Below are 14,247 nucleotides of genomic sequence, written 5' to 3' on the forward strand. Positions count from 1 at the left end.
TGCCCAGGCTCGGTCTCATTCGGCCACATGCCCCGAACCGAGGACGGACCACATGGAGCAGAACCCCGAGCAGATCATCCTGGGCGACGTCACCGTCACCCGCGTCAAGGAGTTCTCCGGCTCGGTCGAGATGACCCCGGGCGAGTTCTTCCCGGACAGCCCCGACGGCTCGTGGGACGAGCACCGCGGCTGGCTGGCGCCCGACTTCTGGAATCCCGAGACCGACGAGTGCCACTCGGCGATCCAGTCCTGGCTGCTGCGCAGCGAGGGACGCACGATCCTCGTCGACACCGGCGTGGGCAACCACAAGGACCGGCCGTACTCGCCGGTGTGGAGCCGTCTGGACACGAGCTACCTCGACAACCTCGCCGCCGCCGGGGTGCGGCCCGAGGACGTCGACATCGTGGTCAACACGCACCTGCACGTCGACCACGTCGGCTGGAACACCCGGCTCGACGGCCGTACCTGGGTGCCGACCTTCCCGAACGCCACGTACCTGATCGCGCGGCGGGACTTCGAGTTCTGGGACCCGGCCAACGAGCACAAGTCCGTGCTGGGCCGCGGCAACCAGAACGTCTTCGAGGACAGCGTGACGCCGGTCCACCAGGCCGGCCTGACCCACCTGTGGGAGGGGTCGTACCGGATCGACAAGAACCTGCGGCTCGATCTCGCTCCCGGGCACACCCCGGGTTCGTCCGTGCTCGTCCTGGAGTCCGGCGGCGACCGGGCCCTGTTCGTCGGGGACCTGGTGCACACCGCGCTGCAGATCGTGGAGCCGGACACCAACTCCTGCTTCTGCGAGGCCCCGGCCGAGTCCCGGGCCACCCGGCACAAGCTGCTCGGCCACGCCGCCGAGAACAACGCGCTCGTCTTCCCCGCGCACTTCGGCGGCCAGGGCGCCGCGCAGGTCGAGCGCGACGGGTCGAAGTTCGCGATCAAGGAGTGGGCGGCGTTCTCCCGCATCTCCTGACATTCCCGGAAAGGAAGCGTTTCCCGTGACCCAGTACACAGATCCGGTCGTCCACACCCCGGCGGGCGCCGTGCGCGGCGTCCGCGACGACTCCGGCGAGTTCTACCGTGCCATCCCCTACGCGGCAGCACCGGTCGGCGCACGCCGTTTCGCCCCGCCCGCGCCACACCCGGGCTGGTCCGGCGTCCGCGACGGCACACGACCCTCGCCCACGGCGCCCCAACCGGTCCGCGACTTCGGAACGCTCGACATGACCCCCTACTTCGGGCCGGGCTGGGTCCGGGGCGAGGAGTACCTGACCGTCGACGTCCGCACGCCTGCCGCCGACAGCGGCAAGCGCCCCGTCATGGTCTTCGTGCACGGCGGCGGCTTCGTCACCGGCTCGACCCGCGCCGCGCTCTACGACGGCAGCGCGTTCGCCCGCGACGGCATCGTGCTCGTGACGGTGAACTACCGCCTCGGCATTCCCGGTTTCCTCGACCTGACGGGCGCTCCGGCCAACCGCGGGCTGCTCGACGTGCTCGCCGCGCTCGGCTGGGTGCGCGCCACCATCGCAGCGTTCGGCGGCGACCCGGACAACGTCACGATCTTCGGCCAGTCCGCGGGCGCCACACTCGTCGGAGCGCTCCTCGCGACGCCGGACGCCCAAGGCCTGTTCCGGCGGGCGATCATCCAGAGCGGCAGCGGCACCGGAGCGTTCACCCCGGAACAGGCGCAACGGGTCACCGCCGCGGCGGCTGCCGCGCTGGGCGTCGAACCGGCCGCCGAAGCGTTCGCCGCGATCCCGGACGAGCGCTTCCTGGAGATCCTGCCCGCACTGGCCGGACTCGACCTGCGCACCAGCACCGCCATGGACCCGCTGGCCGGCCTCAGCCCGTTCAGCCTGGTCCTCGCGGTCCAGCCCGCCGACGGTCTGCCCAACGGTCCGGCCCGCGACGTCGACCTGCTGATCGGCACCAACACCGAGGAGGGACACCTTTACCTTGTGCCGCAGGGCAACCTGGAATCCTCCACGACGGCGGACGTGCTCGCCGCCGCCGCCAGGCTGTACGCGGACCCGGAGACCAAGGTCGCCGCACACCGCGCGGCACGGCCGAACGCGACACCGGGCGAGCTACGCTCCGCGGTGCTGGGGGAGGCCCTGTTCGGGGCCGGTACAGCCCGCATGGCGCAAGCCCACGCACAGATTTCGGGCGGCCGTACACACGTCTACTCGTTCGGGTATCGCTCGACGGCCCTGAACGGACGGCTCGGCGCCACCCACACCGTCGAACTGCCCTTCGTGTTCGACATCGCCGACAAGCCGTGGCTGCACGGCGACACAGGACTGCTCGGCCCCGACCCCGCCCCACGCGGCCTCGCGACCCGGGTACACAACGCCTGGGTCTCGTTCGCCACCACCGGGAATCCGGGCTGGGCCGCGTACGACCCGCAACGACCGGAAGCTGAGCTGGTTGTAGCGTGACTTTCGCGAAATCCTACGGTGTCCGACGGCCGTCCTTCGGGCCGAACGCGCCGATCGCCTCGGCGTCGGTGGCGCGGGCGCGCAGGAAGTAGTCGCTCCACTCGTCGATGCCGGGGTAGCCGCAGCTCTTGACGGCCTCGATCGCCTTGTCCACATCGAACATGGTGCGGCGCAGGTCGACTCCTGGCCCGAGCAGTGCCCAGTGCGCGCCCGCCCGTCCGTACGGCATGCCCACGCTGCCGGGGTTGATGACGAGTTTTCCGTTGGCCAGCCGGACAAACGGCATGTGCGTGTTGCCGCAGACGACGGTGTCCGGTTCGACCCCGTCGAGCACCTCGGCCCACCGGTCCAGAGTGGAGTCGACGAGCACGATCTCGTCGTCGTCGCGCGGAGTGGCATGGCAGAACAGCACATCGCCGAGGCGCTCGACGGGGAACGTCAGGGTCCGGGGGAGTGTCGCGAGGAAGTCGATGTGTTCGTCGGTGAGCTGCTCGGCGGCCCACGGCGCGATCTCGTCCGGGATGGTGTCGCGCCTGCCCCGGCGGAACTCGACGATCTCCCGGTCGGCGTTGCCGCCCAACCATGCGACCTTGTCGCCGAGTTCGAGCAGCATGTCCAGTGCCACACCGGGTTGCGGTCCTGCCGTCATGTCGCCGGTCAGCACGATCTTCTCGGCGTCCCGCAGATCAGGCTCGGCCAGGACCGCGGTCAGCGCCGGGACGACTCCGTGGATGTCCGACAGCACGGCTACTCGGGTCAGCATGCATTCGTACAGTACATGCCGTGCCAACGATCAGCCGGCAAGCCTGCGAAGCAGGCCCTTCAAATCACGTTCGCCGTCGCGGGTCTGGCCGCGGCGATCACGCCATCGGGCAGTGCGGCGATGGTGCGGGCGAGACGGCCGACGACGTCGTCAAGATCGGTCAGCGCTTTCTAGTGGTGCGCTGTTGCTGGCGTGGCGTGGTCGAACGGGTCACGGAAGAGACCTTCGCGCGAGATGCGGTGGTCAACGATCGGATAGTCCGTCTCTCGCGGGTTGTAGGTGTAGGGGTGACTGAACAGATCCGGCGTGAGAACGGTGCCGGCTGTGGCTGAAGTGCTGATGATTTGTCCCTTCAGGACGAGTAGGAGTGAGTGCCTTTGTGGCCGGTCGCGGCTGCATCGAGCAGCGGCGGGACACGGACTCAAGGCCAAGTATGCGAACTACGACTTGTTCAACTGCGGCGGCCCTGCTTTTGTTCCCGCTCAGCCGCACGATCCGAATCGACGGGGGTCCGGTGGTACGGCAGGGCGGGTCCGTGCGGCCGGTGGCCGGATCCGTCAGGCCGAAACGCTGAAGCCAAGCCTGGCCTTGCCGGCGGTTTTCGCTTCCAGCGCTCGTCGCCGAGCGGTCACCTCCGCGGGATCGTCGCCGAACACCAGCAGTTGCAATGCACTCTGCCGGACTGGATTGTCCGTGCGTGCGGTGTCGTGACCCGCGACGACGAGCAGACCGTGGCCGGCCAGCGCCGGACGCACGTGGCCGAGCAGGTCGGTGAGCGGCCCGGACACCGTCAGTTTCACCGATTCGGCGGGCTGATCGAGGGTGTCGGGCCGGATGGACCGCAGCGCCAGCAACGGGATCGAGCCGCTGGTGATCCGGAAGTTCAGATCGAGCACGGCCAGCCTGCCGTCCTGGGTTCGGACGCAGTCGAGGCTGCACAGGCCGCGGTAGCCGAGGTCGGCGGCGCGCTGAGCGGTGGCCAGGCATTCGGCGAGTAGTTCCGCCGGCGGATCGGTCACCGCGCCGAATCTGCCACCTGTGTAGACGCCGGTCACGTCGACGCGTTGTTCGGACACGGCCAGCAGCCGGGCTCGTGCGTCCGTTCCCACGTAGAACTGCAGTCCCCAGTTGTCGTGGATCTGCAAGTACTCCTCGACGACGAACTCGTCGAGGACATCGGTGAACTCGGGCAGCGCGATGTTCTCCATGGCGCGGTGCAGGTACACGTCGAGGCTGCCGCCGTGCGCGTCGTCGGTCGCGGCCTTGAGCACCCAGGACTTCTCGGCCGGTGCCGCCGCGGCAAGTTGCTCGCGTGTCACGGTGCTGCGGCCGGCTTGGAAGCGTGGGTCGACCAACGTGGTGATGCTGGCCTTGTTGTTCAAGTGACCGACGAGGTGCGCGCTTTTGAGCGAGCGTTCCTCCGGGCACAACGCGGTCGGCTGTGGATACTCCATCGACATGAGCAGGCCATCGGATATCGCTTCGGTGACGCGGCAGGCGAATTCCGCTTCGCTTCGGAACTCGCGCAGGTCTGTGCCGACCGGAAGACCGCTGTCACGGATATGTGCCAGCAAGTCCGGGTCTGTGCCACCGGAGCTGCAGATCACCGGTGTGTCGGCCGCGACGGCGATCGGTCGTGCGGAGACCACGTCGCGGGTGTGCCGGTGTCTGCCCGCCGGTTCGGTGCCGGGCAGTTCGGGCCGCGCGCAGACGGCGATGCCCGGGCCGTACACGTCGGTGAGCGAACGGGGAGCGCTGACAGCAGGCGGTAGGACGACGGGAACGCTGATGGAAGATCTCCTGTGGAGTGGAGGGGATCGGAGGACGTGCGGACCTGCTGTGCTCAGCGGACTTTCTCCGGTATGTGGTCCAGAGCGTCCAGTATGCGCTCCGCGAGTTCGAGCGAGTTCTTCTCGTCGAGCTTCGAATGTTTTGTGAGTGTGTCCTTGACCAGGTTGACGCGTTGGTCATAAAGGGACGTGTACTTGACAGCGGTGGTCATCAGGTCTCCTTGGTCGTGCAGACGCAACCGCGGCTGTCTGCGTCGGATGATCGAGTGGTCGCGGCGCAGTAGCGCATCGCGATCCGGTCGTGCGTTCGCCAGGGGTGCGGACATGTGGCGCAGATCGCGTCACCTTGGTCTTCGATGTCCTGCTTCGTCGTGGGCAGTGATGATGTCATGGTCGAGTCCTGTGTTCGGGCGTTCGCCGGGCGAACGCCATCGCGGCGACGGTTCTCCCAAACCGTGGAAGCAGTGTCCGAGCGGGACGCGCACGTGACAACCAGGCTTCGCCGCCCGCCAGGGACTGGAGCTGGGGCCGGGCGTCGTCTCTCAGCTCATGGATGAGACTGACATGAGTCAGTGCTCCGTCCCGGCCGTCTCGCGACCCGATGGGGATATATCGAGGACGGCGCCTGCCCGACTGCCGGCGCACGAAATGCTCTCGATGTGACCATGGTACGCCCACCTGCCGACAACCCCACCAGCGGCGTGGTCTCCGCAGCCAGCGGCCGCTACTTCTGCGCTTCGCGCTCCCGCTGCCCCGACAGCAGGGCCACGGTGCGACGCCGGTAGTCGACGTCGGCGACCATCTGATCGAGGATTCGCAGTGCCTCGGCGGCGTCCTGGGCCAGTATCCGGTCCCGCGCGTACCGTGCCAAGCCGGCCAGGTCGTCCGGCCAGCTCTCCCAACCGGCACGGGCGGCCTCGATCAGCGGGCTCAGGTGCTCGGTGTTCCACTGCGCCTCTGCCGCTTCCTTGCCCGCTTCCGTGGCTGGATGTTCCGCGGTCGCGCGCCATCCGCACGAACAGGAAGCGACGAAGGCGTCCAGTGTGCTGGTCTCCTCGGTCCACACCGTGCTGACCGTGCCGTCAGTGAGCTTGCGCGCGGCCTGGCCCTCGTGCTCCGCGACCTGCTCCGCGTAAGGACCGGTGTAACGGATACCCATCATGGGCTTCCTTCCGTGGGTCGGCCATGCCGGCTCGACGACAGCCTTGATCCTGCCACCATGTGTGCCGATTGCTCAATTTCACGACATGATCGTCTTCAGGAATCGCGCGGTGCGGCCGCAGATGGCGTAACGTGGAGTCGTCGAGAGCATTTCGCGCGCGGAACTGCCTGCTTTGACCGAGGCGCTCAGTGTCCGGCTCGGGGCGGTGTGGCGGGTGGCCGGTCAGGTCTTCAGACTGGACGGGTGAACGTCGGTGGGGGTGGTGCGTTCGTCTTCGCTGCCTCGTAGGGAGCGGATGCCTGAGTTGAGTACGGCCAGCAGCGGGACGGCGAGCAGTGCCCCGGGGATGCCGGCCGCGACCAGTCCGACCGCGATGGCGAGCACCACGGCGAGCGGGTGGAGGTTGACGGCTCGGCCAAGCAACAGTGGTTGCAGGACATGGGCTTCCAGTTGCTGGACGCCGATGACGATGCCCAGGAGCACCAGTGCCGATACCGGTCCGTTGGCGACCAGGGCGATCAGTACGGCGATCCCACCGGCGACGACGCCACCGATGATCGGGATGAACGCGCCGAGGAAAACCAATGCAGCCAGGGGAATCGCGAGCGGGACGCCGAGGACGACCAACCCGATCCCGGCGCCGACCGCGTCCACTGTGGCCACTGCGATTGTCGCGCGCACGTAGCTGACCAGAGCGGACAGGCTGCGACGGCCTGCGACGTCCACCCGGTTGCGTATCCGGTGCGGGGCGGCGCGCAGCAGGAACTGCCAGATGCCGTGGCCGTCGTAGAGCAGGAAGATCAGCACGAATAGAATCAGCAGCATCTGGGCGAGGATTTCGCCGATGGTCGTGGCTGTGGTCAGCGCGCCGGCCGTGATGCCGGTCTGGGTGCTGGTCAAAGTGGTCACGAGGTTGTCGAAGAACGTTCGCACTTGCTCGTCGCTCAGGTGCAGCGGGCCGGTGGTCAGCCAGTTGCCGATGGCGTCGATGCTGCGCGAGAGCTGGATTTGCAGCGCAGGCAGGCCGTTGACGAAGGTGATGATCACGAATGTGAGCAACCCGCCGAGTACCGCCAGGCCGCCGACGAGGACCAGAGCGGCCGCCAGCCAGCGGGGTACCTTGCGCTTGACCAGGTACCCGACGGCCGGCGCCAGCAACGCGGCCAGCAACAGGGCGATCGCCACCGGAACGACCACCGCCGCGAGGTAGCCGACGACAAAACCGATCACGGCCAGCGTCGCGGCGACCACCAGCAACCGCCAGCCCAGTGCGGCACTGATCTGCAACGCTCCCGGCACGGCCGGATGTTCGGAGCCGACGTACGGCGGTGTGGTGTCCGGAGTGTCCACTGTGGTTCCTCTCGACCTGTCGTATGGCGGGTGCACACATGTCGCCAGGATCCGGAGCGGTCCAACACAAGATGTATACCGATACTAGACCTGATTGGCCCACTGAGCTCATCACGAGTGCGCACGGCCGCGTCCATCACCGACCACCTCATGACCACAGCCCGGGTCACCCGTATCGATCAGCCGTCTCCCGCCGGCAGCCGTCGTGCCGGATCTCCACCTGAACACTGTGCTGCCTGAAGTGACAAGGTCGCGCGTTTTCGGCGGCGCCGCCTGGGTACCCGGCACTATGTGAGGATCTGTGGTTCCTGAATGGACTGCGCGCCACCTGTCGGCGACTCGTCCTGGGCCAGACTGGTGCCCGATTCCGCACCGATCGCCCCGGGCCTCGGCGACGGAGCCACAGTTGCCCTTTCCGGAGGTAGAAACGCGTGAGTACGACAGTCTTCCAACAATCTTCCAGCGCGGACACGTCGCCTCAGTCGACGCCGGCCGGTGAGAAGTCCCAGGCCGGGCTGTCCCCGGTCAAGCTGTTCGCCCTTGTTCCAGCGGTGGCCCTGGCCGCGGCGGTCCCGCTGGCCTGGGTCTGGGGCCTGGCCTGGACCGGCATGGTCCTTGCCGTGTTCTTTTCCACGTTGACCAGCCAGGGTGTGACGATCGGGTCTCACCGGTACCTCACCCGCGAACTTCCGGCCACTGGCGCTGCCGTCGACGGGCCAGTCCTGGCACAACTCCCCCCACACCGGCCCCCGGCCTGATCACAGGCGCGAGGGTCCGGTGCGCACTGGGCGTCGCTGGGGAACGAACCTGGGATCGTCGACGTTGTCCTGGTGGATGGTCGAGTTCGCCCTTGCCTGTGGAAGCGATGGTGCGGGCACTGCTCTCTTGTGCGTGCCGGCCGGAGAACCGGCTTCAGATCCCAGCTCATCGCCGGGCTTCACCTCTGGGTCCCGCTGACGAAGGTCATCGGCATCCTCATTTCCTGGAAGGCGACACTCATCATGACCACAACCGAGATCCAGCCCTCGGATGCCGGGCGCGGCAGTGACTTCGCGCTCCTGGCGAGAGAAATAAGCCACGCCGGCCTGCTGGACAGGCGGCGTGGCTACTACATACTGCGAATGGCGATCAATGTGCTGCTGCTCGCGGCCGGAGGTCTCGCGTTCGTGCTGTTGGGCGACTCGTGGTGGCAGTTGCTGACCGCGGGGTTCCTCGCGGTGGTGTTCACCCAGTTCGCGTTCATCGGTCACGACGCCGGACACCGCCAGATCTTCCGGTCCCGCCGGAAGAACAACGTCGTCGGCTACCTTCACGGCGCGGTCACCGGGATCAGCTTCCAGTGGTGGGTGACCAAACACAACCAGCACCACGCGAACCCCAACCACGAGGACCACGATCCGGATATCGACATTCCCGCGCTGGCGTTCAGCCGGGAGCAGTCCCGCGCCAAACAGGGCCTGTACCGCCTGATCACGAAGTACCAGGCGTTCCTGTTCTTCCCGCTGTTGACGCTCGAGGCGGTGATCCTGCGCATCGCGGGTGTCCAGGCCGTTTTCCGCCGTGAGGTCAAGCGTCCTGTGCTGGAAGCCGTGCTGCTGACTGTTCCGCTCGCGGGTTATCTTGTCGCGCTGTTCCTGGTGCTGTCCCCGCTTCAGGCTGTGCTGTTCATAGCGGTGCACCAAGGCATCATGGGCGTCTACCTCGGATGCTGTTTCGCGCCGAACCACAAGGGCATGCCGATCCTGACCAAGGAGCAAAAACTGGACCACCTGCGCAAGCAGGTGCTGACCTCTCGCAACATCTCCGGTGGACGGTGGGTGGACGTTCTGCTCGGCGGCCTGAACTACCAGATCGAACACCACCTTTTCCCGCACATGCCCCGGGTCAACCTGCGCCGGGCGCAACCTGTCGTGCAGGCATTCTGTGCCAGGCACGGCATTTCCTACCGGCAAAGTGGCCTCTTCGCGTCCTACGCCCAGGTCCTGCGGCACCTGCATGACGCCGGCGCGGCACTTCGCCGCCCTGACGCGGTGGCGAACAACATCTGACGGATGTACTGAATGGATCGTGTCATCATCACAGCCGAATCCGGGAACATGACCGTACAAGACCTGTTCAGTCATGCACACCCGGACCGCACGCCTGGCGCGAATGACGCGCCTGGCGGCGTCTCGCGATCCCGCACCGAAAGTCCGCTGTGAACTGACCGATCATGGTCCACGAGGTGTACTGTCAGAAGTGTCGGAAGCTTTCGTATGCGGGTGGTCAAGCTCGCATCGTTTTCGGCGACGCCCACGCCGCCCGGTGCTCGAGGTCGGTGACGGGAGTTCGGCACGATGCCGGGGCCGCACGCGCATCGCCAGACCCTTCGGCCACACACTGGCCATTGAGCTACCTCGGCAAGTGCCGAAGGTGCCCGGTCGGGTCAGCCGATGACGCGCGTGGTCCTGATCGCGGGACCGGTCGTAAGAAGCGGTGTGCCGACCGACGAATCGGCCGGACGGGAGTTCGACATGAAGCCTCATGGGGAGCGACGTGCAGCCGTGCCCGCACCGAGTGGACGCGTGCCATTGCGGCTGACGTTGAAGCCGCCCTCCGCTGTCACAGATGTGATCGACGGTGGCTGGTGGCCCCGGTCGATGGATCCGATGGCGGAGTTTCCCGCGATGATCGCGGGTGTGACCGACCGGGTGGGCCCGGTCAGCAGGGTGGACTACAACATGGACGCCTGGGGTGACGCGCCCCGGCGCATCGTCATCGACGGTGAAATGGTTCGCCTTGAGGGCATCCGTTCGCTCGATCCGCGTACGGTTCTCGTGTCGGGAGAGGGCTGGCAGCGGGCGACCTTGCTGGTCGTCCCGCCCGGCGCCGGTGAGGACGCCGCACAGTCCGCGCTGCACAGTGCCGCGGACCCCGCTGTTCGCGATGGAGCGGAACGCATTCTGCTCGCGAGCGACGACATCGGCTGCTGCGCTCCGGACGGCGCTGTCCCTGTTCCCCGTGGCTCATCTTCTGGCGACGCCAGACGATGAGCCACGGGCGACTCGGCGCTTCGCGCGGGAGCCACGGAACCCCACGCTGGTCCGATTACTCGGCGTTCGGTGCTGTGTGGGGGTGGCGTAGTGCGCGGTTGTTGCGCGGTTCGGTGCGGGTCTTGGCATCGTCGATCTGACGGATCAGGCCGTTGCGGACTTCGTTGAGCGCCACCGCCAGTTCCGGCGCCGAGGACGTGGACACCAGGTGTAGCCGGGTATTGCGGCGGATCCAGCATTCCAGCGTGACCCGCTGGCCCACACCGTCGCGATCCTTCAGACTGATTTCCAGGTCGACCTGTTCGTCGCGGAAGGACCGCAGCCTCGGCTCCAGCGCGGCCAGGCGTTGGATGATCCAGTCGCGTTCGGACACATGGAATCCAGCGGCAAGGTGGAGTCGCTGTCCGATCATCGGTGCATCTTCCGGAATTCCGGTCATGTACTGCGCCTTCCCTGTGTCGCCTTCGCTTGGTGCGGGCTGGGCATCCCTTGCGCCGGTGGACCTGGCCGTTGCCTTGCCACTGGCTGTGCTGTCACACGTTCGGCGCGGTGGCCGGTCGTCCGCCGAGCGAAACGCCGTTGCTGGCAAGGATGTCCTCAACGGTGGCGGTCGTGTCCACACCTGACGCCGACCTCAACACCGCACGGGCCACACCACCGGGTGTGGCCGGGGGAACCAGCAACACGCGGATCTGTTTCAGGTTCAGGCCGGTCAGTGCCACGGTGTTCGGTCGCATGGTGTGCAGGGCTTCCAAGTGGACCGTCCAGCCCTCGACCGTCAGCGTCTTTTCAGCCGGGTCCCAGTCGTGGGGATGGTAGGCGAAATGACGGGCTGGTCCGACCCATGAGCTCAACGCCATGATCAGCGCGGGGAATTCGGCTGCCGGGTCGGTCGACCACGGCCACCAGCCCCCGTCGAGGGGCCCGCGGGCCGCGGAGCTCGGTTTGATCTTCAATCGCAGTTCGCGTCCTGGGTGCTGGAGGGGCACGTCAGCGCTGGTGACGAGCAGGTCCGAGGCCATCTCGGTGCTCCGCCTCTGGCCGGAATCGCCGACCGGTTTTGTCCACCCAAGGTGGCCCCGGCTTGACTGCCGGCACTCGACATACCCTCGGTACAGTTCAGTATACGCCGAGACGGGGGCATCCATCGGAGGTTGCCTCCCGAGTGCCGGTGTCGTGGTCCTCCTTGCTCAGTGTGTCCCTCCGCAGCATTGGTGCGGTTGTTCGATCTCGATCGGCCGTACCATGCCACCGGCGGCGGGTTCGACGAGCAGTACCAGGCGTCCGTCCTGGTATTCCGGCCGGAGAAAACCGCGAGTGTCCACCAGGATGTCGGGCGTCACCTGGTTTCCGACCGCGACGACCTCGTCGATCGCCGAAGCGGCGGTGATTTCCGCGATCGAGTGAACGCCGGTGAGGCCGGACTGTCCCGGGAACCGGACGCACCGTCCACTCGCACCCGTTTCGGCTGTCGTGATCTCCACGCCGTCCAGCTGTTCGGGCGGGCCCACGAGCCGCGCTGTCATCGCGACGGTCGCGACGGTGGAACTCCGGTCGACCTGGGTGCAGACGATGTCGGCCGCAAGGCCACGTCCGTCCACTAAGGAGAGTACGTGCGCGTCGATGTGTGCGGCGGTGCCGCCCGCGATCGATGGGTCGCAGGCGGCACGGATCCACTGCTGTGTCATGGGTTTCAGATGATGTCCACGAAGACGGGGTTGGCGTGGAACCAGAGGTCCGACCATGGGTCGGCGTCTCCGACGACGTCCATGACCGGTCCGCCTTCGGAGGTCAGCCGGTTGCCGTCGCTGCCGCGCAGCCGTAGGTAGAACGGGCCGTCGACGCCGCGGAAGACATGGGTGAACCGAATCCGGCCACGTTGCCTGGCGCCGACCTCGAAGGTCTTGACCAGCTTGGTCCCCGGCGCGGCCAGTGTGTCGCGGTCGGCGGCCGGGCCGGTCACCGGGCCCGCGATCAGGTCCACTTTGGCCAGTTTCGGGATGGCGCCGTTGAAGTTCGGCCCACCGGCCAGGGTGACGTCGATGGTGACCTCGACGTCCCCGCCGCGGCGCACGAACGTCCGGCCGCCGATCGACACGCCTCGGTTGTCGCCCTCGGACAAAGCCCGCACGCGTAGGTCCAGACCGTCGATCAGCCGGCCGTGCACGGCGACGACCTTGCCCGCCTGCAGTCCGCGCATGATGTCCACATAGGACTTTGAGCGGGCGCCGACCAGGGTGGAGCTGTAGAAGCCGGGCCAGTAGTCGCCGTAGACCTGGCGCACGCCCGAGTCGGTGGGGGCACCGCGGCTGCCGGTCCTGGCGTGGTCCTGGCTGCCGGGCACGAAGGTGTCGCCGAAGTTCTGGTGGCTGTCGGACGTCGCGGTGACCCACCACGGCTTGCCCTCGGCCAGCAGTGAGTCCCACAAGCCGCCGAGTTTCGCGGTCATCCAGTCGAAGCCACCGTAGGTGCGGTACGGGTTCTCGGCGGCAGTGGGGTTGTAGCCCGGGAAGCTGTCCGGCCCCGGGGAGGCCTCGTAGTACCCCCGTGCGTCGCCACGGCCACCTGCTGCCTCGGGAATTCCCGCTGCCTGGTGGCCGGGGGCGCCTTCCATGCCGACGGCGACCTGCGGCGCCGCGTCGCGCCAGCCGCGCAACTCGTGCGGGCTGTCGACACCGCGCCGGGCAGGGTGGTTGGCGAACATCAGCGCGACCTCGGTCCGGCCGGCCAGGACCTGAGCGTCCAGGTAACGCAGGGCCGCGAGCGCGTAGGGTTCGCCGTCCGCGGAGGTCGATCGCGTGATCAGGCCCTTGCCGCCCTGCGCGACCGGCGTGGACAGGATGCCGCCGTCGTACGCGGCCTCGAAGGCCTTCAGGATGTTCACGGTCTCGCGGCCGGGCGGCAGGAAGACCGTCGCATGCTCGGCACCCGGGATGTTCCACTCCAGACCCTGGTAGACCAGGATGTCCCGGTTGGACCGCCGGGCCTGCTCGATGTCCGGTGTGGTCTGGTCGATCGAGAACTTCTGGTGCGCCACGCCGCCGTGGTCGGTGATCACCATCCAGTCCAGGCCGTACTTGCGTGCGTTGGCGACCTGGGTCGCGACCTCGTACTGGGCGTCCGGCGAGTACTTGGTGTGGATGTGGTGGTCGCCGGCGAACCAGCGGTCACCGCCGCCCCAGGGATTGCGCGGGCGCTCCACGTCGTGCCCGTGATCGGCCGCCGCGACACCGGGCGTCACCGCGGCCGCACCGGCGGCCAGCCCGACACCGGCCAGGAACCTGCGCCTGGCCACCGAAAGTGGACGGTCGTCCTGCTCGTCCCGCCAGCTGCCTTCCACCGGCGCGGACTCGTGATGATGGTGATCGTGATCGTGGTCGTGATGAACATGCGACATGCGCGCGAAAGTATTGCCACGCGTGCATCAGAACGATCCTCATGGGCGTGAACAGCGAATGAACACTCGCCGGGTGCGTCCGGACGTGCCGCCCAGGTGGGACTGGCCGACCGGGACGTGCTGGTGCACGGGAGGCCGGCCGATGACCAGTTCCACCTGGGCTCGGCGAACGTCCTCGTCCTGCCGGGTGACCGCTGGCTGGGCGTCGTCGTCCCCGGCAGGAACACCGGAAGGGGATTCGTGGTGCCGTTCGGCGGCGGCGAGTCCCGCCGCGGACCACGGGATCACCGGCTCCGCCGGTGACCGCCGCACTTCACA

17 protein-coding genes are annotated in these 14,247 nt (G+C 67.6%); 7 read left to right on the forward strand and 10 right to left on the reverse strand.

All coding sequences use genetic code 11. The annotated features are described in order from the left end of the window. The first annotated feature begins 52 nt into the window (after window positions 1-52). Window positions 53-970, forward strand: coding sequence for an MBL fold metallo-hydrolase (locus tag GC106_RS27775; protein ID WP_173136643.1), 918 nt, complete (start codon window positions 53-55; stop codon window positions 968-970). A 25-nt stretch (window positions 971-995) separates the two neighbouring features. Next, window positions 996-2,435, forward strand: coding sequence for a carboxylesterase/lipase family protein (locus GC106_RS27780; protein ID WP_173136645.1), 1,440 nt, complete (start codon window positions 996-998; stop codon window positions 2,433-2,435). A 13-nt stretch (window positions 2,436-2,448) separates the two neighbouring features. Here GC106_RS27780 and GC106_RS27785 read toward each other — a convergent pair whose 3' ends face one another. Continuing rightward, window positions 2,449-3,198, reverse strand: coding sequence for a metallophosphoesterase family protein (locus tag GC106_RS27785; protein ID WP_173136647.1), 750 nt, complete (start codon window positions 3,196-3,198; stop codon window positions 2,449-2,451). Window positions 3,199-3,218: 20 nt separating this feature from the next. Here GC106_RS27785 and GC106_RS27790 point away from each other — a divergent pair, with 20 nt between their 5' ends. Then, window positions 3,219-3,530 (forward strand): hypothetical protein, encoded by a 312-nt coding sequence (locus GC106_RS27790; RefSeq protein WP_173136649.1) that lies wholly within the window; start codon window positions 3,219-3,221, stop codon window positions 3,528-3,530. 225 nt (window positions 3,531-3,755) lie between these two features. Here the strand turns inward: GC106_RS27790 and GC106_RS27795 are convergent, their stop codons facing one another. The 5 genes from GC106_RS27795 to GC106_RS27810 form a co-directional block, all read right to left on the reverse strand. Beyond that, complete coding sequence (locus GC106_RS27795) at window positions 3,756-4,931, reverse strand: ATP-grasp domain-containing protein (RefSeq protein ID WP_173136651.1); 1,176 nt, start codon at window positions 4,929-4,931, stop codon at window positions 3,756-3,758. A 110-nt stretch (window positions 4,932-5,041) separates the two neighbouring features. After that, window positions 5,042-5,200, reverse strand: coding sequence for a DUF6307 family protein (locus GC106_RS27800; RefSeq protein WP_173136653.1), 159 nt, complete (start codon window positions 5,198-5,200; stop codon window positions 5,042-5,044). Beyond that, on the reverse strand, window positions 5,200-5,379 hold the full coding sequence (locus GC106_RS47100) for an RGCVC family protein (RefSeq protein ID WP_217281034.1): 180 nt from the start codon (window positions 5,377-5,379) through the stop codon (window positions 5,200-5,202). Before GC106_RS47100 ends, GC106_RS27800 begins: the two co-directional genes overlap by 1 nt. Before the next feature lie 333 nt (window positions 5,380-5,712). Then, window positions 5,713-6,147, reverse strand: a complete 435-nt coding sequence (locus GC106_RS27805) for a hypothetical protein (RefSeq protein ID WP_173136655.1) — start codon at window positions 6,145-6,147, stop codon at window positions 5,713-5,715. A 225-nt stretch (window positions 6,148-6,372) separates the two neighbouring features. After that, window positions 6,373-7,500, reverse strand: a complete 1,128-nt coding sequence (locus tag GC106_RS27810) for an AI-2E family transporter (protein ID WP_173136657.1) — start codon at window positions 7,498-7,500, stop codon at window positions 6,373-6,375. A 431-nt stretch (window positions 7,501-7,931) separates the two neighbouring features. Here GC106_RS27810 and GC106_RS27815 point away from each other — a divergent pair, with 431 nt between their 5' ends. The 3 genes from GC106_RS27815 (at window position 7,932) to GC106_RS27825 (ending at window position 10,532) form a co-directional block, all read left to right on the forward strand. Next, a complete protein-coding gene (locus GC106_RS27815; RefSeq protein WP_173136659.1) occupies window positions 7,932-8,258 on the forward strand; it encodes a hypothetical protein in 327 nt (108 codons plus the stop codon). A 243-nt stretch (window positions 8,259-8,501) separates the two neighbouring features. Continuing rightward, on the forward strand, window positions 8,502-9,548 hold the full coding sequence (locus GC106_RS27820) for a fatty acid desaturase family protein (RefSeq protein ID WP_173136661.1): 1,047 nt from the start codon (window positions 8,502-8,504) through the stop codon (window positions 9,546-9,548). Window positions 9,549-9,932: 384 nt separating this feature from the next. Next, window positions 9,933-10,532 carry a DUF5994 family protein gene (locus GC106_RS27825; protein ID WP_173136663.1) on the forward strand — a complete coding sequence of 200 codons (600 nt, stop codon included), beginning with the start codon at window positions 9,933-9,935 and terminating at the stop codon, window positions 10,530-10,532. Between the two features lie 55 nt (window positions 10,533-10,587). Here the strand turns inward: GC106_RS27825 and GC106_RS27830 are convergent, their stop codons facing one another. From GC106_RS27830 to GC106_RS27845, 4 genes are all read right to left on the reverse strand, one after another. Then, window positions 10,588-10,971: an HPF/RaiA family ribosome-associated protein gene (locus tag GC106_RS27830; RefSeq protein ID WP_173136665.1), complete on the reverse strand. Its 384-nt coding sequence runs from the start codon at window positions 10,969-10,971 to the stop codon at window positions 10,588-10,590. A gap of 94 nt (window positions 10,972-11,065) precedes the next feature. Next, window positions 11,066-11,554 (reverse strand): DUF5994 family protein, encoded by a 489-nt coding sequence (locus tag GC106_RS27835; RefSeq protein ID WP_173136667.1) that lies wholly within the window; start codon window positions 11,552-11,554, stop codon window positions 11,066-11,068. A gap of 168 nt (window positions 11,555-11,722) precedes the next feature. Next, window positions 11,723-12,220, reverse strand: a complete 498-nt coding sequence (locus GC106_RS27840; protein WP_173136669.1) for a hypothetical protein — start codon at window positions 12,218-12,220, stop codon at window positions 11,723-11,725. A gap of 5 nt (window positions 12,221-12,225) precedes the next feature. Next, window positions 12,226-13,929 carry a PHP domain-containing protein gene (locus tag GC106_RS27845; RefSeq protein WP_173136670.1) on the reverse strand — a complete coding sequence of 568 codons (1,704 nt, stop codon included), beginning with the start codon at window positions 13,927-13,929 and terminating at the stop codon, window positions 12,226-12,228. A gap of 96 nt (window positions 13,930-14,025) precedes the next feature. On the opposite strand from GC106_RS27845, the gene GC106_RS27850 reads away from it, so the two are divergent. Next, a complete protein-coding gene (locus GC106_RS27850) occupies window positions 14,026-14,232 on the forward strand; it encodes a hypothetical protein (RefSeq protein ID WP_173136672.1) in 207 nt (68 codons plus the stop codon). Window positions 14,233-14,247: the final 15 nt, after the last annotated feature.

The organism is Kibdelosporangium persicum, from assembly GCF_013280595.1.
Lineage (GTDB): Bacteria > Actinomycetota > Actinomycetes > Mycobacteriales > Pseudonocardiaceae > Kibdelosporangium > Kibdelosporangium persicum.

Coding starts and splice junctions, on each gene's coding strand:
- GC106_RS27840 (WP_173136669.1), bottom strand. CDS start 12,220: ATGACACAGCAGTGGATCCGTGCCGCCTGCGACCCATCGATCGCGGGC.
- GC106_RS27830 (WP_173136665.1), bottom strand. CDS start 10,971: ATGACCGGAATTCCGGAAGATGCACCGATGATCGGACAGCGACTCCAC.
- GC106_RS27800 (WP_173136653.1), bottom strand. CDS start 5,200: ATGACCACCGCTGTCAAGTACACGTCCCTTTATGACCAACGCGTCAAC.
- GC106_RS27775 (WP_173136643.1), top strand. CDS start 53: ATGGAGCAGAACCCCGAGCAGATCATCCTGGGCGACGTCACCGTCACC.
- GC106_RS27835 (WP_173136667.1), bottom strand. CDS start 11,554: ATGGCCTCGGACCTGCTCGTCACCAGCGCTGACGTGCCCCTCCAGCAC.
- GC106_RS47100 (WP_217281034.1), bottom strand. CDS start 5,379: ATGACATCATCACTGCCCACGACGAAGCAGGACATCGAAGACCAAGGT.
- GC106_RS27845 (WP_173136670.1), bottom strand. CDS start 13,929: ATGTCGCATGTTCATCACGACCACGATCACGATCACCATCATCACGAG.
- GC106_RS27785 (WP_173136647.1), bottom strand. CDS start 3,198: ATGCTGACCCGAGTAGCCGTGCTGTCGGACATCCACGGAGTCGTCCCG.
- GC106_RS27820 (WP_173136661.1), top strand. CDS start 8,502: ATGACCACAACCGAGATCCAGCCCTCGGATGCCGGGCGCGGCAGTGAC.
- GC106_RS27825 (WP_173136663.1), top strand. CDS start 9,933: ATGACGCGCGTGGTCCTGATCGCGGGACCGGTCGTAAGAAGCGGTGTG.
- GC106_RS27805 (WP_173136655.1), bottom strand. CDS start 6,147: ATGGGTATCCGTTACACCGGTCCTTACGCGGAGCAGGTCGCGGAGCAC.